General features: G+C 59.9%; 16 protein-coding genes and 1 tRNA gene. 3 read left to right on the top strand and 14 right to left on the bottom strand.

Annotated elements, in window-relative coordinates; translation table 11 throughout:
- Positions 1-10: 10 nt before the first annotated feature.
- The 10 genes from boxC to hemE form a co-directional block, all read right to left on the bottom strand.
- On the bottom strand, positions 11-1,669 hold the full coding sequence (gene boxC, locus Q1A20_RS12300) for a 2,3-epoxybenzoyl-CoA dihydrolase (protein WP_299408078.1): 1,659 nt from the start codon (positions 1,667-1,669) through the stop codon (positions 11-13).
- Between the two features lie 116 nt (positions 1,670-1,785).
- Positions 1,786-2,244, bottom strand: coding sequence for a DUF309 domain-containing protein (locus tag Q1A20_RS12305; protein ID WP_299408080.1), 459 nt, complete (start codon positions 2,242-2,244; stop codon positions 1,786-1,788).
- Positions 2,231-3,055 carry an alpha/beta hydrolase gene (locus Q1A20_RS12310; protein WP_299408082.1) on the bottom strand — a complete coding sequence of 275 codons (825 nt, stop codon included), beginning with the start codon at positions 3,053-3,055 and terminating at the stop codon, positions 2,231-2,233. The genes Q1A20_RS12305 and Q1A20_RS12310 overlap by 14 nt, the downstream gene beginning before the upstream one ends.
- Positions 3,052-4,593: a benzoate-CoA ligase family protein gene (locus Q1A20_RS12315; protein WP_299917002.1), complete on the bottom strand. Its 1,542-nt coding sequence runs from the start codon at positions 4,591-4,593 to the stop codon at positions 3,052-3,054. Before Q1A20_RS12315 ends, Q1A20_RS12310 begins: the two co-directional genes overlap by 4 nt.
- A gap of 124 nt (positions 4,594-4,717) precedes the next feature.
- Positions 4,718-6,037, bottom strand: a complete 1,320-nt coding sequence (locus Q1A20_RS12320; protein ID WP_298974720.1) for a TRAP transporter large permease — start codon at positions 6,035-6,037, stop codon at positions 4,718-4,720.
- Positions 6,038-6,047: 10 nt separating this feature from the next.
- The gene (locus Q1A20_RS12325) at positions 6,048-6,617 is read right to left on the bottom strand and encodes a TRAP transporter small permease (RefSeq protein WP_299408088.1); all 570 of its coding nucleotides are present in this window, start codon (positions 6,615-6,617) and stop codon (positions 6,048-6,050) included.
- 77 nt (positions 6,618-6,694) lie between these two features.
- Entirely contained in the window at positions 6,695-7,735 is a 1,041-nt protein-coding gene (locus tag Q1A20_RS12330) for a TRAP transporter substrate-binding protein (protein WP_299408090.1), read from the bottom strand.
- Positions 7,736-7,867: 132 nt separating this feature from the next.
- Positions 7,868-9,085, bottom strand: coding sequence for a 3-hydroxybenzoate 6-monooxygenase (locus Q1A20_RS12335; protein WP_299408093.1), 1,218 nt, complete (start codon positions 9,083-9,085; stop codon positions 7,868-7,870).
- Positions 9,086-9,155: 70 nt separating this feature from the next.
- A tRNA-Met gene (locus Q1A20_RS12340) sits at positions 9,156-9,232 on the bottom strand.
- A 56-nt stretch (positions 9,233-9,288) separates the two neighbouring features.
- Positions 9,289-10,320 carry a uroporphyrinogen decarboxylase gene (gene hemE, locus Q1A20_RS12345; RefSeq protein ID WP_299408095.1) on the bottom strand — a complete coding sequence of 344 codons (1,032 nt, stop codon included), beginning with the start codon at positions 10,318-10,320 and terminating at the stop codon, positions 9,289-9,291.
- Positions 10,321-10,423: 103 nt separating this feature from the next.
- Here hemE and hemC point away from each other — a divergent pair, with 103 nt between their 5' ends.
- Positions 10,424-11,374 carry a hydroxymethylbilane synthase gene (hemC, locus tag Q1A20_RS12350; RefSeq protein ID WP_299408097.1) on the top strand — a complete coding sequence of 317 codons (951 nt, stop codon included), beginning with the start codon at positions 10,424-10,426 and terminating at the stop codon, positions 11,372-11,374.
- Between the two features lie 64 nt (positions 11,375-11,438).
- Here hemC and hemF read toward each other — a convergent pair whose 3' ends face one another.
- From hemF to clpS, 4 genes are all read right to left on the bottom strand, one after another.
- Positions 11,439-12,332: an oxygen-dependent coproporphyrinogen oxidase gene (hemF, locus tag Q1A20_RS12355; RefSeq protein WP_299408099.1), complete on the bottom strand. Its 894-nt coding sequence runs from the start codon at positions 12,330-12,332 to the stop codon at positions 11,439-11,441.
- Between the two features lie 74 nt (positions 12,333-12,406).
- Positions 12,407-13,207 (bottom strand): SDR family NAD(P)-dependent oxidoreductase, encoded by an 801-nt coding sequence (locus Q1A20_RS12360; protein WP_299408101.1) that lies wholly within the window; start codon positions 13,205-13,207, stop codon positions 12,407-12,409.
- Positions 13,208-13,243: 36 nt separating this feature from the next.
- On the bottom strand, positions 13,244-14,236 hold the full coding sequence (locus Q1A20_RS12365; protein ID WP_299917003.1) for a class I SAM-dependent methyltransferase: 993 nt from the start codon (positions 14,234-14,236) through the stop codon (positions 13,244-13,246).
- A 4-nt stretch (positions 14,237-14,240) separates the two neighbouring features.
- Positions 14,241-14,582, bottom strand: a complete 342-nt coding sequence (gene clpS, locus Q1A20_RS12370) for an ATP-dependent Clp protease adapter ClpS (RefSeq protein ID WP_298974695.1) — start codon at positions 14,580-14,582, stop codon at positions 14,241-14,243.
- Positions 14,583-14,670: 88 nt separating this feature from the next.
- Between clpS and Q1A20_RS12375 the strand changes: the two genes are divergently transcribed.
- A complete protein-coding gene (locus Q1A20_RS12375) occupies positions 14,671-15,378 on the top strand; it encodes an HAD family hydrolase (protein WP_299917004.1) in 708 nt (235 codons plus the stop codon).
- 225 nt (positions 15,379-15,603) lie between these two features.
- Entirely contained in the window at positions 15,604-17,079 is a 1,476-nt protein-coding gene (locus Q1A20_RS12380; RefSeq protein ID WP_299408110.1) for a D-alanyl-D-alanine carboxypeptidase family protein, read from the top strand.
- The last annotated feature ends 18 nt before the right edge of the window (positions 17,080-17,097 follow it).

The following is a 17,097-nucleotide window of genomic DNA, read 5'->3' on the forward strand; positions in this document are numbered from 1 at the left end:
CCGCCTTTGGTCACACACGTTCCATGTCGTAGACACCGCGCACGCCGGTGCCATAGCGCTGCAGCGCGCCTTCTGGTCCCACAGCGTTCGGGCGTTGAAAAATCCAGTTTTGCCAGGCCGTCAAACGCCCGAAAATGCGCGTTTCCATCGTCTCGGGTCCGGCAAACCGCAGATTGGCTTCCATGCCCGTCATCGCATCGGGGGAGAAACTGGCGCGCTCTTCCATGAAGAGGCGCACCTCATCCTCCCAATCGATGTCATCATAGGCATAGGTTACAAGGCCAAGCGCCTCAGCCTCATCGGCCTCTAACGCGTCGCCGATCCGGGCGCGCAGAACATCAATCTGCTCCGGGGCGCCCAGAAACCGTGTCTGCAAACGGCTGAGACCATTGCCCATCGGGAAGCTCCCGAAATTGCCGTCTGTCATCGTCACCGCCGCCATCGGGCGCGGGTCATCCTCGAAGTCTTCCAGCATCATGTAGCTGCGATCCACCGCCCAGAGCAGCTCCGCCAGCACCCCCGCAAAACACGACCCATGCTCGACAATCGCCACCAGGCTGCGCGAGGTCATGTCCACGCGCTTCAGCACCCGCTTCCAAAGCCCCAGGACCTCATTGGCCAGCCAATGATCCTTGTTCGCCAACAGCAAGGCTTCATGCGCGATCACCTTGGCCGGATCCCCTTGCGTCTGAAACTCGATCAGCCCCAACTCCCCCTCATTCGTACGCAGGTGCAAAATCGCATCATCAAGCTCGCGGGCACAGCGGAGCATCCATGCCTCAGCCCCCTGCGCCGTAAACGCATCCATATCTGCGGGCGCATCGCCATCCGGGCCTGTGATCGTGACAACCGCGCGCCGTCCTTTGCGATCCAACGTGACCGCGACGGTCGAATAGCTGACGCCATCTTCTGCGAATTCGCGGTCCAGCGGTGTCAGGCGGATGCCCCGCGCGACATCGGGTTTATCCGAGGCGTCGGCCATCGCCCGCGCCCGCGCCGCCACCGCGTCATCGAATTTCGAATTCGCGATCACCTCATCCACCAGCCCCCACTGCAAGGCGCGCTTGCCTTTGACGCCTTCCTCAACGGAGCAGAATACATCCGCCAGATCGCGCCGCACCTTTCGCTTATCGGTGACGCGCGTAAGACCGCCGGTGCCGGGCAGCACAGCCAGCAAGGGTACTTCCGGAAGCGCCACGGAGGAGGTGCTGTCATCGGTCAGCATAATGTGGTTGCAGGCAAGCGCCAACTCGTAGCCGCCGCCCGCGCAGGCGCCGCGCACGGCACAGATGTAGTTCTGCCCGCTGTCTTCAAGCGCCGCCTCATAGGTGTTGCGGGTCTCATTGGTAAACTTGCAGAAGTTCACTTTATGCGCGTGTGCAGCACCACCCAGCATCCGGATGTTGGCGCCCGCGCAAAACACCTTGTCCTTGGCAGACTGCAATACCACCACTTTGACCTCAGGGTGTTCGAAGCGCATCCGCTGCACCACATCGGACAACTCGATATCCACACCAAGGTCATATGAATTCAGCTTGAGCTGATAGCCGTCAAACAACCCGCCATCTTCATCGACATCCATATAGAGGTTCGCGACAGGGCCATCATATTCGACCCGCCAGTGTTTCATTTCGGCTGGATCAACCTGGAAATCTATGCGCTGGGTCACACCCATCCCTCCCTGAGACCAAGATATGAGCTGCTGGGCGGAATTATAATTCATGTTTTAACAAATACAAACTGTGATTGCAGCTTATCTTGGCACGAAATTTACAACTTAGCGCATTATATTGCATTTTTTGCATCCATATGGACAGTGGTAAGCTGTATCTTCACCTCCTCGATTCCCATGCCCATTACGCGTTCGTGCGGGGCACATCGCGACAAATGCGCAGTCACCATGTCGCACAATCGGCGGGCCGCGCGCGGCTTGCCCATCAGCAGTTTCAGGCGCGCATTCGCCAGTTGGATCAGCGCCTGAACCATCTCGCGTTCCGGGCCGGGATCGGATGTTTGCATCCACACTGCCTCCAGCACCTCGTGGCACTCCCAAAAATATCCGGCCCGGAGATAGGCAAGCCCCGTTTGAAACGCGGCGGTGCGGTGCAGCTCGTCGGATGGGATATCGGGTGTGACACTTGCCTTGATCGGGTCAAACCAATCTTCCGGGTGGCGGGCGTTTTTGCCGGGAACATAAACATGCGGCGGCAGTCGAACGCCGGGCGGCAGATCAGGCCAAGGCAACGGTCTCTTGCTCCAACCGCACAAGCCTGGCGCAGAAGGCTGCTATTTCCTGCAAAACCGCCTCCGCGCGTTCGACGTGAGGCGCATGACCGCATCCCGCCAGAACCAGGGTTTCCAGCGGTGCGTAGATGCGCTCCTCGATCTCGTCTATCTGCGCAAGCGTGCCATAGGGGTCATCGTCGCCCTGGATGGCCAGCACAGGCACACGCCAATGGTCGATCGTATCTGCAACGTTCCAGCTTTCGAAATCCGGATCGGTCCAGACGTCGTGCCAACCGCGGAATGCACCGTCGACGTCCTCATGGTGGCGCGCCAGTTTTGCCTTGAGGTCATCAGTGCCGAATTCCTCCCCAGCGGCGCGGATGGTGGCCAGACCTTCGGGTTCAGTGAAAAAATGCGGCGCCATCAGGATCAGCCCACGCACCCGCCGGTCGCTCACCGATCCCGCGTAGATGCCGGCAATCGTGGCACCATCCGAATGGCCCAGCAGGATCACATCGCCCAGTCCCGCCGCGTCCAGTACCTGACCAAGCACATCTTCGGCTTCGCGGGTCATGTAGTCCAACGGTCGTGGCAAATCGACCTTGTCGGAGCGCCCGTAGCCTTGCCGTGAATAGACAAACACACCAAGCCCCGTTGCCGCGGCAAGGCGTTGCGGCAGATCACGCCACAAGGCGACAGAGCCCAAACCGTCGTGCAACAGGACCAGCGTGGGCGCGGCACCAGGTGGCGGACCATAGCAGGCGTATTCCAAGCAGGTCCCTCGAACACTCAGACGCTGGTCTGGATCAGCGGCCCAAGCTACCATCATTCTGCCCCGTCCCGCAGTTTGAAACGCTGAATTTTGCCCGTTGCGGTTTTGGGCAGATCTTCGACGATCTCGATCCAGCGAGGGTATTTCCACTTGCCGATCCGGCTCTTCACATGCTCGATCAGCAGCGTCTCCAAATCCTCTGGCGCGGCCCCTTCCAGCACGACAAAAGCCTTGGGTTTTTCCAGCCCCTCGGCGTCGCGGGCGGCAACCACCGCGGCTTCCAGCACGGATGCATGGCTGGCCAGCGCCTGCTCGACCTCGAACGGCGACACCCAGATGCCAGACACCTTGAACATGTCATCCGTGCGCCCACAATAAACATAGCGCCCATCGGGGCGGCGCTCATATTTGTCGCCCGTCCGCGTCCACACGCCTTCGAAGGTCGCGCGGGATTTTGCCCGCTGGTTCCAGTATCCCGCAGCCGAAGACGCACCGTTGACCAGCAGCTCACCGATTTCGTTGTCACCGACCTCTGCGCCCGCTTCGTTCACCAGTCGCATGTCATATCCCGGAACCGCCGTGCCCGAGGTCCCGTATTCCAGATCATCCGGTCGATTGCTGAGAAAAATATGCAGCATCTCGGTGGACCCGACACCATCTAGAATGGCGACGTCGGTATGCGCCTCCCACCGCATACCGACGTCTTCGGGCAACGCCTCCCCCGCCGAGATACATCTGCGAAGCGGGGCATCAGGCGTCCCTGTCTTGTCCATTTCGGCGATCATGGCCGCATATAGCGTAGGTACACCGCAGAAAACTGTGGGCTTTTCTGCATTAAGGGTCGCGATCATGTCAACCGGTGTTGGCCGATCAGCGAATAAAATCGTGGTTGCCCCAACGGCCAGAGGAAAGGTCAGCGCGTTTCCCAGACCATAGGCAAAGAAGAGTTTGGCCGCCGAAAAAACCCTGTCCGCCTCGGTAAGGCCCAGCACATGCGCGCCGTAGGTATCTGCGGTTGCTTGCAGGCTGGAATGGACATGTTGAACCCCCTTGGGCTGCCCGGTCGAGCCCGAAGAGTAGAGCCAGAAAGCCGTTTCATCTGCCGATACCGGACGGGTTGGCACCCGCTCCGCACCCTGCAGAAAGTCTTCGAAAGCCTCTGTGCCCTCAATATCCGCTGCCCCGATGACGATCACATGGCGAAGGTAGGGGTTTTCCGCCAAAACCGGGGCGATGGTCTGATAGAGTGGAGCGGAGACAAACAGCGCCGATGCCCGGCTGTCGCGCAGGATCGCGTCATAAACCGGGGCGGCCAGCAATGTGTTGATCGGGATCGGCACGACGCCACATTTCAGGGCGCCAAAGAAAATTTGCGGGAATTCCACCGTGTCCAACACCAACATGGCCACGCGTTCCTCGGGCCGGATGCCTGCGCGTAGAAGTGCCCCTGCAAGCCTCTCCGCGCCATCGGCCATCTGCTGGAATGTCAGGCTGCGGCCGGTGCCCGCTTCCCGGTATGCCGTCTTGTCGCCGCGTCCTTCCGTGAGGTGCCGGTCGACAAAATAATGCGCCGCATTTTCAGTGGTGCTGGTCACCGTTTTCTCCCCCGGGGCTCCAAAGCGACTTCGGATCTATACTGCATTATGTTCAAATGACCGCAAGCCGTTCCCCAAATTGGTGCAGTTTACTGCATGTCCCTGATCTCATCCGGGGCATCGGTCAGGCGGGTATCAAAAACAAGGTGATGGCCGGGAACATGACAAGAATGACCACCCTGACGATGTCGGAACCGACAAAAAACATCACCGCCTTGTAGGTGTCGGTCATCGGGGTTTCGCGGTCCATCGCGTTGATGATGAAGAGGTTCATACCCACAGGCGGCGTGATCAGTCCGACCTCGACCACGATCAGCACAAGGATACCAAACCAGATCGCGACGTGTTCGGGCGACATGCCGAAGTCCATGGCCGAAATCACCGGAAAGAAGATCGGTACGGTGAGCAGGATCATCGACAGGCTGTCCATCAGACAGCCGAAGATCAGATAGAAGATGAGGATGATGGAGAGCACGAACCACGGGCTGAACCCCTGCGCCAGCACCCAATCCGCCATGAATTGCGGCACGCCCGAGAGGGCGAGGAAGCTGTTGTAGAAACTTGCGCCGAGCACGATGAAGAAGATCATCGCGGTGGTGCGGGCGGTCCCCAGCAGGCTGTCCCGAAAGACCGACCAGTTGAGGCTGCCGGACAAAAGCGCCACCAGCCCGGTGCCTGCCGCCCCGATGGCGGAGCCTTCGGTGGGGGTGAACCAGCCCAGATAGATGCCGCCCACGACAAGGCCAAAGATCATCAGAACCGGCCATGTTTCGGCCAGCGCCGCCCAGCGTTCGGACATCGGTTGCGGGGGCCGCGTGCCTGCTGATTTCGGGTAGAGCCGCACGTAGAGTGAAATCGTCAGCATATAGCCGAGGGCCGCCAGAATGCCGGGGATGAAAGCAGCAAGGAACAGTTTCGCGATGTTCTGCTCGGTCAGGATGGCGTAGATCACCAGGATCACCGATGGCGGGATCAGGATGCCCAGCGTCCCTCCCGCCGCCAGTGTCGCCGTGGAGAACCCGCCGGAATAGCCGTAGCGGCGCAGCTCCGGCAGCGCGACCTTGGACATGGTCGCAGCCGTGGCCAGGGATGATCCGCAAATCGCGCCAAATCCGGCACAGGCCCCCACGGAGGCCATGGCAACGCCCCCCCGGCGGTGGCCTAGAAAGCTCTCGGCGGCTTTGAACAGCGATGTGGACATACCCGACAGGGTTGCGAACTGCCCCATCAGCAAAAACATCGGAATGATCGACAATGAATAGCTGGAAAACTGCGTATAGGTTTCTGATTTCAGTTTATTCAGCAGCACGTTGGGGTTGCCGCCCATTGCAAAATACCAGCCCGCAAATCCACAAAGCAGCATCGCAAGCCCGATGGGTGCGCGCAGAAACACCATGATCAGCAGGATCGGGAAGGACCAGAATCCGAGTTCGAGATTGCTCACAATCAGATCCTTACGCGGTCGGCAACAAAACACGCCCCGAGAGGCTTTCACCGATGCGCATCACGGCACAATAGACGGCAACGATGCAGGTCACGACGGAAGCCGCAAAGCTTGCCGAATAGGCCCACCAGACCGGGAACTGCAAAAACAGGGTTGTCTCGCCATTGCCAATGTAGCGCTGCATGCCCTCATAAAGACGCCAACTGATCAGCAGCAGCGCTGCGGTTAACACCACCTCCCAAAAGGCCATAATGGCGCGGTTGAGCCGCCTCGGCAGCTTGGAGGTAAAAATATCCACGGTCGCATGGGCGCCATAAAGCTGGCAGATCGGGAAAAACGAAAAAATGGCAAAGGCGACCCCGGCTTCGAGCAATTCATAGCTGCCGTTCACCTCGCCGATGCCCAAATCCAGCAGGGTCTGGGCAAAGCCGCCCAGCAGGCTCTCTGCCCCGTCCGAATGCAGCATTTTGTTCAGCGAGCGCCCGACAATGGAGAGTGCCGTCAGGATGATCAGGCCGACCAGCACCAGACCGCCAATGATCGCTGTGCCGCGTGCCAGCAGTTTAATTGCGTGATGCATTCAGGGGGCTCCGCTGCCGGTGTGAAAAAGCCCGACGCAAGTGGCGCTTGCACCGGGCTTTTTCAGTGGTGTCGCTGTTACTCGGTGTATTTGTCGATGAGCATCCGGGCCTCGTCGATCAGCGCCTGACCATCGATGCCCTTTTCGTTCATGTCCGCAACCCACTCCGCATAAATCGGTTCGGCCACGGCCTTCCACTCCGCGGTTTCTTCCGCGTTCAGCGTCACGATGTTGTTGCCGCGATCCGCCGCTGCCTGACGCGCGGGGCCATCGCTATCGGCCTGAGTGCCCCCGGCAAAGACCGAGAATTCCAGACCGGAGTTATCGTCGATCACCTTTTGCAGATCCGCAGGCAGGCCGTCATAGCGATCCTTGTTCATGGCCAGAACGAAGGTCAGCACGTAAAGCGCGTTGCCGGTGAATTCCGTGTGGTTGTCCACAAGCTCCGGAATTTTCAGCGCCGCCGTTACTTCCCAAGGGATCGTGGTGCCGTCGATCACACCTTTGGAGAGCCCCTCTGGCACCGCAGGCACTGGCATCCCAACAGGTGTTGCACCAACTTTTTCCAGCAGCGCATTAGCCAGGCGCGAGCCGCCGCGAATTTTCAGGCCTTCCATGTCGGAGGGTTTGCGCACTTCCTTGTTCGTATGGATCAGGCCCGGCCCGTGCACCCATGTGCCCAGGATGTGCACATCCTTGAATTCGGTGTCCTTCATATGCGTTTCAAACATTTCCCAATAGGCGCGGGAGGCCGCACGGGCGTTTGTCATCATAAAGGGCAGTTCGAACACTTCGGTGGACGGGTAGCGGCCCGGCGTGTAGCCAACCACGGTCCAGACGATGTCCGCGACACCATCAATGGCCTGGTCCATCAGCTCCGGCGGCTTACCGCCGAGCTGCATCGACGGGTAGCGTTCGACCTTGATGCGACCGCCGCTGTCTTCCTCGACGCTATCCGCCCAGACGTCCAGCACCAGCTTGGGCACATTGGCTTGTGGCGGCAGGAATTGATGCAGGCGCAAAGTGACCTCCTGCGCCATCGCAGGGGCTACGCCAAATCCGAATGCCAGCGCCGCCCCTGCGGCCACATTCAGAAATGATTTCCGTGAGATTTTCATCCTTTTTCTCCCTTAAATCCCGGTCCGGCCTTGCGTTTTGCGGCCTTGGACTCGTCTTCCCTGACAAATTGCTATTGCAGATACTGCCCGATGTCACCTGTGTTTGTAACTATCAGTGAAAGGGTTAACAGCTTACTTCCGCTCTCTTTGTGTCTCATGGGAAACTGCGCCTTCAAGGCCGGTGGAGCCATAGAGCCAAGCAATTTGGTCAAACCATGCCTGCGGCCCACGGGCCGTCATCACCGCGTTCCGCAATGCCGCATGCGCGCCTGCGGGGTGATAGACATGGGTGCCGATTTCACGCGACTGCAACTGCACGCGGGCGGTCCTGAGGCGCCGCCGGTCTTGATATCGGATCAAGGCCGCGGGCAGGTCACGTGCACCCGCCAGTTCATCGGCAAGGCACACCGCGTCTTCCAGCGCCATGCAGGCCCCTTGCGCAAAATACTGCAACATCGGATGCGCGGCATCCCCCAGCAGGGCAACGCGCCCCTCCGTCCAGCCCATCACCGGGTCGCGGTCACACAGCACCCAGAGCTTCCAGTCCGATCCCTTGTCGATGATTTGACGTGCTTTGGGATGCACATGCTCAAACCCGCGGCGCACCTCCTCATGCGTTACCGGTTTTCCGGCAACCGGTTCCGGGGCGTCATTGTGATAGGTCACAACCAGGTTGAACAGCTTCCCGCCCGACAGCGGGTAGTGCACGATATGACACTTTGGACCGGCCCAGAGCGTCGCATCATTCCAGCGCAGATCCTCGGGCATCTCGGCCACGGGAATCACCGACCGATAGGTGCTATGCCCGGAGACAACCGGCGCCCCGTCCCCCAGCAGCTGCGCGCGTATTTTCGACCATAGCCCATCTGCGCCAATCAGCGCGCGCCCGTGCAATCGGCGCGCGTCCTGTAGGGTTACGGTCACGTCCGCTTCTGTCTGATCGTACGCTGTGACCTCGGCATTTGTCTGTAATTCAATAAGCGGGCTCACCCTGCAGGCCTTTAGCAGAACACCGTGCAGGTCGTCCCGATGCACAACCGCGTAAGGATTGCCAAATCGCGCGCGAAAGGCATCATCCAGCGGGATGCGAGTGATCTCATCCGCGCTTAACGCATCCATCAAACGCAGATTGTCGATGTAGACGGCCATGGCCCGCGCCTGATCGCCAACGCCCAGCGTATCAAAGGCATGAAAGGCGTTCGGCCCAAGCTGAATACCGGCCCCGATTTCACCCAGTTTGGATGATTTTTCCAACACCAGCGACCGCAGACCCTTTTGCGCCAGCCCAAGTGCGGCTGCCAGCCCGCCGATACCGCCGCCCGCAATCAGGATTTGATCTCTGTCCGGCATCACGCTCTCCCGCGCCCATGTTTTGCGCGGGGGCTTGCCGGGGTCAATCTGAATGATGTCAGGGGAGGAATGGTGGCGTTACCTGGACTTGAACCAGGGACCTAACGATTATGAGTCGTTCGCTCTAACCAACTGAGCTATAACGCCATCGGAGCGTGGACTATGCCAGCCCCGCTTTGCCGTCAAGCCAGAAAGCGCGTTTCCTACGTCCGGACCGCGTCAATCATCCGCTGGACATTGTCCGGATCCGCATCCGGCGTGATGCCGTGGCCCAGGTTGAAGATATGCGGTCCCTTGGAGAAGGCCTTGACGATGGCGCAGGTCTCATCCACCAGCGCCTGACCACCCGTCACCATATGGCTGCTGGCCAGGTTGCCCTGCACGCAGCCATCGACCTGCACCTTGGCCGCCGCCCAATCCGGGCTGACCGAATTGTCCAGTGCCACGCAATCGACACCGGTTGCCTTGGCAAATCCGATGTAGTGATCGCCTGCCTCGCGCGGGAACCCGATGATCGGGATATGCGGGTAGCGCGCCTTCAGCGCCGCGGTGATTTCGCGCGCAGGCTCCAGCGCATATTTGTCGAAGGCCTCACCCTTGAGCGAGCCTGCCCAGCTGTCGAAGATCTTGACGACCTCGGCGCCCGCATCGATCTGCGCCGCCAGATAGTCGATGGTGCCCGCCGTAATCCGCGCCAGCAGCGCCTCAAAGAGCGCATTGTTTTCCTGGCGTAGCGCATGCGCGGGTCCCTGATCCGGCGTGCCGCGTCCCGCGATCATATAGGTGGCGACCGTCCAGGGCGCGCCCGCAAAACCGATCAGCGTGGTTTCAGCAGGCAATTCCCGCCGTAAGATACGGACCGTCTCATAGATCGGGTTCAGCGTCTCGTGAATATCTTCGACGGGGCCGAGCTTGTCGAAATCAGCCTGCGTCTGGATGGTGGAGAGGCGCGGCCCTTCACCGGTCACAAACCAAAGATCCGCCCCCAACGCCTGCGGCAGCAGCAGGATATCGGCAAAGAGGATGGCCGCATCGAACCCATACCGGCGAATGGGTTGCAGCGTCACTTCCGCGGCCAATTCGGGATTATAGCAGAGCGAGAGGAAATCCCCGGCTTGCGCGCGCGTCGCCTTGTACTCGGGCAGATAACGCCCGGCCTGTCGCATCATCCAGATCGGCGGCGTTGGAAGGGTCTCGCCCGCAAGGGCGCGCAGGATGGTTTTTGTCGGGGCCATGGGTGTCCTCATTTTCGCGTAGCTTGTTGGTCGGGGGCACAGCGACCGTTGTCAAGAGACTGACGGGTTGTCAGGATAAATTGACGCGCATAAAGATGATCTCATGACAGTGACCCTTCCCTCCCCCGCTTCCCCGCTGAAAATCGGCACCCGTGGCTCGCCACTGGCGCTGGCCCAGGCCTATGAGACCCGCGACAGGCTGGCCCAAGCGTTTGATCTGTCAGAAGAATGCTTCGAGATCGTGGTCATCAAGGTCACTGGCGATGCGGTGCAGGATCGCCCGCTGAAAGAGATCGGCGGCAAGGGGCTTTTCACCCGCGAAATCGAGGAAGACCTGCTGTCAGGAAAAATTGACATCGCTGTCCACTCGATGAAGGACATGCCAACGCTGCAGCCCGACGGGTTGGTCCTCGACACCTATCTGCCGCGCGAGGATGTGCGGGATGCCTTTGTCTCCCCCAGCCTCAGCAGCATCGCCGATCTTGCCGCCGGCGCCGTGGTCGGCACCTCCAGCCTGCGCCGCAAAGCGCAGTTGCTGAACCGGCGGCCTGATCTAAACGTGGTGGAGTTTCGCGGCAATGTGCAGACCCGTCTGAAAAAACTGAGCGAAGGTGTCGCGGAATGCACATTTCTCGCCGCGGCCGGATTGAACCGCCTCGGCATGGCGGATGTGCCCGCGACACCCATCGATCCTGAGGAGATGTTACCCGCGGTCGCCCAAGGCGCCATTGGCATCGAGCGGCGCGTTGCAGATGACAATACTGCCGAATTGCTTATGGCGATCCATGACATCCCGACCGGGCAGCGGCTGGCGGCGGAACGCAACTTCTTGCTGACGCTGGATGGCTCCTGCGAAACGCCAATCGCGGGGCTTGCCGAACTGCAAGGCGACGCCCTGCACCTGCGCGGCGAAGTGCTGCGTCCCGATGGCAGTCAGGCGATCAGTGGCGCGCGCTCAGGCGCTATTTCCGACGGTGCCGCGATGGGCAAAGAACTGGCCGAAGAGCTGCTTGCCCGCGCCGGTGCCGGTTTCTTCGACTGGCACGGTAGCTGATCCATTCTTCTGGCCAAAAATATCCCGGGGGAGGCCTCGGCAGAGGCCGGGGGCAGCGCCCCTCTCAGACCCACTTCGCAAGCGGCGGCAGGCTCATCAACACCGCATTGGCGTCATGCCCGGTTTCCAACCCAAACTTGGTCCCGCGGTCATAGACCAGATTGTATTCCGCATAGAGGCCCCGGTGCACAAGTTGCGCATCCTTGTCAGCATCTGACCACTCTTGCGTCCGGCGTTTGCGCACCAGCGGAACATAGGCCGGCAAAAACGCCCGCCCGATGTCCTGGGTCAGTTTGAAGTCCGTCTCCCAATCGCCGGTACAGTGATCATCCATGAATATCCCGCCCACACCCCGCGCCCGTTTGCGGTGGGGAATGAAAAAATACTCATCCGCCCATTCCTTCAGACGTGGGTAAAAGTTAGACCCATGGGGATCGAGATGCGTCTTCTGTGTCGCGTGAAAATGCGCCGTGTCATCGGCATATTCGATGCAGGGGTTCAGATCCGACCCACCCCCAAACCACCACGCATGTGGAGTCCAGAACATACGGGTATTCATATGAACCGCCGGCGCGTGCGGGTTCTGCATATGGGCCACCAGACTGATGCCCGAGGCCCAGAACCGCGGGTCGTCTTTCATGCCCGGAATGCCCTTGCGCGCCGCCATGGCCATCTGCGCGCGCTCCCCCAGCGTGCCGTAGACGGTAGAGATGTTCACACCGACTTTCTCGAAGACACGCCCCCCGCGCATGACGCTCATCAGACCACCGCCCGCATCGGACCCGTCATCGCTGCTGCGCTGCGTTTCGGTGACATCGAATGCACCGGGTGCCGCGTCCGAAAGTGGCCCTGATGTATGATCCTGTTCCAGCGCCTCGAAGGCGGCAACGATGTCATCGCGCAGGCTGCGAAACCAATCGGATGCACGGGATTTCTCGGAGGCGAAGCTGTCGGTCATACAGGGTCCAATGTGTCACTTTTTCCTGACACCATGTCTAGACCGGAAACCGCAATATGGAAAAGAGAGAAATCTTAATGCGCAGGGGCCGCCACCGCATCCAACAAGCTGCGCCCACCATCCACGGTGATGATTTCGCCAGTCATGAAGCCTGAGCTTTCGGCGGCCAGAAACTGCACCGCTTCGGTAAGCTCCGCAGGACCCGCGATGCGGCCCAAAGGCGTGTGGTTGCGGATGTCTTCGCGCCAATCGCTGTTTTCCACCACAGAGGATTTCAGGGAGGCGCTCATCACCGAGCCAAAAGCCACCGCATTAACCCGGATGCGTTCCGGGGCCAGCGCCAGGGCCATCGACCGGGTCATTTGTTCCAGAGCCGCCGAGGCAACCGAATACCCCATCAGTTCCGGATGGGTGCTGCGCGACGCAATTGAACTGAGGTTGATGATAGTGCCCAATTGTCCTTCGGGCTGATCCGCGCCTTGCTTGATCATCCGCTTGGCGACCTGTTGCGTCAGATGCAGCGAGGTCATCAGGTTCTGCTCCAAGAGCACGGCAACCGAGGTGTCCTCGACATTCAGCGCATCGGTCGACATCACCTGCCTGGAGGCGTTCACAAGGATGTCGACGCGCTCGAAGGCATCAATGGTGGCGGACACCAGATTGGCAATGGTCAGCCTTTGCCGCAAATCACCCGCGAAATAGCGCAGATTGCTGTCCTCACCCTGATCGCCCCATTCGTTGGCCAGCTTCTTTTCATCCATATCGGCGCACATCACATTGGCGCCCCGATCCGCGAATTGACGCGCGATGGCCAGGCCAATGCCATTGGCTGCACCAGTCACAATCGCGGTTTTGCCGTTTATCGAAAAAGACATGCAGTTCCCCTTTTGCGCCCTGCCACCCTAGACACCTCAGCCACGTTTGCGAAGCGGTCGGCTGGCGTGGAACAGTTTAAAGCGCCGATCCGCACCAATCTCGGTCACCTTCGCAAACAGCGTTTGTAGTGTCGCCTCATACGGCAGGTGGCGGTTGGCGACCATCCACAACTGACCCTGCGCATGCAATACCCGTGCTGCAGATTGCATGAACGCCTGCCCCAGACCGGGATCTGCAGCGCGCGATGTGTGAAAGGGCGGGTTCATAACAACCGCATCCAGCTTGTCATCCGGTCGCCAGGAGGTGGCATCCGCCCAATGAAATTGCGCACGCGTGTCGGTCACGTTATGGCGCGCGCATTCAAGTGCCATATGCCCCGCTTCAACCAGATGGACCTCTTCTACACCCGGGCGGGCGAGCAGATGCGCGGACAGATACCCCCAACCCGCGCCCAGATCAGCGATGCGTTTCCCCGGTTTTTCGGGCAGTGCATCAATCAGAAGCGCAGAGGCAGGATCAACCGCATCGGCAGAAAAGACGCCGGGTGCTGTCCAGAACCCACCGTCGGTCAGCGCAGGACCCGCCACCCAATCCGCAAAAGCCTGCGGGTCGGCGGCGTTCACCCAAAAGAGCTTGCCATGCGCCTTGGAAATCGGCCCCTCAACAGCGCAGCGTTTGCGCATGTCGCGCAGGATGCTGTCCACACCGTCGGTTTTCTGACCATCCACCACAACGGGGCCGTCCACGCATTGCATCGCTTCTGCGATCATCGCGCGGGCCTCGGCCTTCGAGCGGGGCAAGGCGATAAGTGCGGCTGCATACCGGCCCTCAGGTGCGACCGCGCAGTCATATCCGCGGGTGACCCAGGCATCATGATCCGGGCGAAAACCTTGCAATATCTGCGCGCGATCCTTGGGAACACCCGTCAAAGCAGCGGCGATTGTGGGTTGAAAAACCGCAATCCGCCCATCGGGTGGCCACGATAAACCGCCCCCATCGAGGGCGAGCGACAATCGGGCGTCGATCACGCGCCTAGTCTTCTTTTTCCATGGTGCATTGCAGCGGATGTTGGTGACGGCGGGCAAAATCCATCACCTGCGCCACCTTGGTCTCCGCGATCTCGTGACTGAACACCCCCACGACGGCCACGCCCTTTTTATGCACGGTCAGCATGATCTCAAACGCCTGCGCGTGGTTCAGGCCAAAAAACCGTTCCAGCACATGCACGACAAACTCCATTGGCGTGAAGTCGTCATTGAGCAGCAAGACCTTGTAAAGCGGCGGGCGCTTGGTCTTGGGCTTTGTCGCTGTCAGAATAGAGGTATCGCCCTCGTCTTCCGTGCGGTCTGCCATCATGAATGCGTCGCGGTGCATTTCTGCTCCTGATCTGCTTTTCGGTCGTGGTGAGTCGTTGAGGGCTCTATATAACCTGTCTGAACATTTAGAAAAGGGGGAGGGCAGAATGGCGCGGCAGCTCAGCGTAATCGGTTTCGATGCCGACGACACCCTTTGGCACAACGAACGCGTGTTTCAGATGACGCAGGCGCATTTCGCGGACCTGCTGGCGGAATACTCCGCCCCTGAAACCCTGATGGACCGACTGCTGGCGGCTGAAAAACGGAACCTCGGCCACTACGGGTTTGGCGTGAAGGGTTTTACCCTTTCCATGATCGAAACCGCAATTGACGTGACCGACGGCAAGGTCGCAGCGCCTGTGATTGCGGAAATCATGGAGGCCGGTCGCGAGATGCTGCGCCACCCTGTCGAACTCTTGCCGCACGCGCGCGATGCTGTCGTGGCGGCCCGCGAGACCCATGCCATCGTTCTCATCACCAAGGGCGACCTTTTGGATCAGGAACGCAAACTGGCGCAATCTGGCTTGGGGGATTTGTTTCACGCCGTTGAAATCGTGTCCGACAAGACGCCACAAACTTATCGGGACATTTTTGCCCGCCACGGCAACGGCGCGGAGAATGGGTTGATGATCGGCAATTCCATGCGCTCGGATGTACTGCCGATGATCGATGCCGGTGGCTGGGGGGTCTTCGTACCGCACGGCCATGAGTGGGAGCTGGAAAAGGCACCCGCGCCCGAACCGGGGAACCGGTATCACGCCCTGGACGATCTGAGCGGTTTGGCCGCGCTGATCGCCGAAATCGACAGCGACTGAGTCCTTTCGCGTTTCCGCGAACGCCTTGCCACATTCCTGCCACAATAGCTCAATTGGGTGACGCGCCACAGCGCGCCCCAAGATATGGATTACGCTTCATCAAAAGTTAACGCAAATACCTTAAAACAAAGACTTTATAGAAATCCAAAGCTGTGTTAGCCTCTCCACATAAAATAGCCAGTCGAAACAATTCGGCGGCATGAGGCAGAAAAAAGGCAGGTTATCATGAAGGTTCGGCGCGCAATGCCGGCCCGTTACGGGCTATTTGTTCTCGCAGCACTGTGGTTACTGGTGGTTGTACCGCTCAGCGCAGCCGCTGCTCCCTATGCAGCATATGTGATGGATGCCCGATCGGGCAAAGTTCTGCACTCACGCAACGCCGACACACGATTGCACCCTGCATCGTTGACGAAAATGATGACGCTCTACATCGCGTTTCAAGCGGTGGAGCGCGGCGAGATTTCGCTCGATACCAAGGTGAAGATTTCCCGTCATGCCGCGTCCGAGCCGCCCTCCAAACTGGGTTTGAAATCAGGTCAGCGTATTGCCTTTCGCTATCTGATCCGCGCCGCCGCTGTGAAATCTGCCAATGATGCCGCAACTGCCATCGGCGAAGCGCTTGAGGGGTCCGAGGCCGCCTTTGCCCGTCGTATGACCCGCACCGCTAAAGCGCTGGGGATGACGCGGACAACCTTCAAAAACGCGCATGGTCTGACGGAATCCGGCCACCTGTCGACGGCCCGGGATATGTCGATCCTCGGACGGCACGTACTTTATGACTACCCTGAATATTATAACCTTTTCTCGCGTCGTTCGACAAATGCGGGCGTTCGTGAAGTCGCCAACACCAACCGGCGCCTACTGGCGGCTTATCGCGGCGCTGACGGGATCAAAACCGGCTACACACGTGCAGCCGGGTTTAATCTTGTAGCATCCGCTGAACGCGGTCGGGAACGCATCATTGCAACGGTTTTCGGCGGCACTTCGACCAGCGCGCGCAACGCACGGGTGGCAGAGTTGCTCGACATGGGCTTCAAACGCGCGCCAACACGCGTGGCGCTGCAAAAGCCTCGGAAACCAGCCTACACCCCAGGTGGCGCGGGCAAAACGGTCCGTGTCAGCGGCATTACACGCCAGAGCCTGCGTCCGCGCCTGCGGCCCGTGGCGGATGTCGAAGACGTTCTGGCCACCGTTGTGGCACAATCCGTGAAACCGGCGGAGCCGACCGTGGCAGCGCAAGCCAGCACCAGCGGCGTGTTGTCAGCTGACATCACCAGCGCTTTGATTGAAGCGCAGCAGACACCGGTGGAGCCCGCGGTCGTGACACAAGAGCCCGGCGCACCAAACAACGGCCTGGCGGCCCTGACGTTGCGCCCTATCATGCGCCCGACGGACGTCGCGACCGCGCCTGAAGGTGAGCCGGTGCAGGAAAATGAGGTTGTAACACGGCTTTCCACGTCCGGGGGGCACCAGTGGGGTGTGAACGTTGGCCAGTATAACAGCCGGTACAACGCGGAACGCGCGCTTGTTACCACTGCCCTTGCGGAAATGGCAACGCTGGACGGCACATTGCGGAAAGTTGTCAAAAAGCCAACGGGGTTTGATGCCAACTTCCTGGGGATGACCCGCGACAGCGCGGATCTCGCCTGCCGCCGCCTGGCTGCACGAAACATCAACTGCATGATGGTTGGACCGTCCTAGACCACAGAAGCCCTAGGA

It is taken from the genome of uncultured Roseobacter sp., assembly GCF_947501835.1.
Classification (GTDB): domain Bacteria; phylum Pseudomonadota; class Alphaproteobacteria; order Rhodobacterales; family Rhodobacteraceae; genus Roseobacter.

Bases quoted from the DNA above. Each gene is read 5' to 3' on its own strand.
- Q1A20_RS12310 (WP_299408082.1), bottom strand. From the start codon at position 3,055: ATGATGGTAGCTTGGGCCGCTGATCCAGACCAGCGTCTGAGTGTTCGA.
- Q1A20_RS12325 (WP_299408088.1), bottom strand. From the start codon at position 6,617: ATGCATCACGCAATTAAACTGCTGGCACGCGGCACAGCGATCATTGGC.
- Q1A20_RS12330 (WP_299408090.1), bottom strand. From the start codon at position 7,735: ATGAAAATCTCACGGAAATCATTTCTGAATGTGGCCGCAGGGGCGGCG.
- Q1A20_RS12335 (WP_299408093.1), bottom strand. From the start codon at position 9,085: ATGCCGGACAGAGATCAAATCCTGATTGCGGGCGGCGGTATCGGCGGG.
- hemE (WP_299408095.1), bottom strand. From the start codon at position 10,320: ATGGCCCCGACAAAAACCATCCTGCGCGCCCTTGCGGGCGAGACCCTT.
- hemC (WP_299408097.1), top strand. From the start codon at position 10,424: ATGACAGTGACCCTTCCCTCCCCCGCTTCCCCGCTGAAAATCGGCACC.
- hemF (WP_299408099.1), bottom strand. From the start codon at position 12,332: ATGACCGACAGCTTCGCCTCCGAGAAATCCCGTGCATCCGATTGGTTT.
- Q1A20_RS12360 (WP_299408101.1), bottom strand. From the start codon at position 13,207: ATGTCTTTTTCGATAAACGGCAAAACCGCGATTGTGACTGGTGCAGCC.
- clpS (WP_298974695.1), bottom strand. From the start codon at position 14,582: ATGCACCGCGACGCATTCATGATGGCAGACCGCACGGAAGACGAGGGC.
- Q1A20_RS12375 (WP_299917004.1), top strand. From the start codon at position 14,671: ATGGCGCGGCAGCTCAGCGTAATCGGTTTCGATGCCGACGACACCCTT.
- Q1A20_RS12380 (WP_299408110.1), top strand. From the start codon at position 15,604: ATGAAGGTTCGGCGCGCAATGCCGGCCCGTTACGGGCTATTTGTTCTC.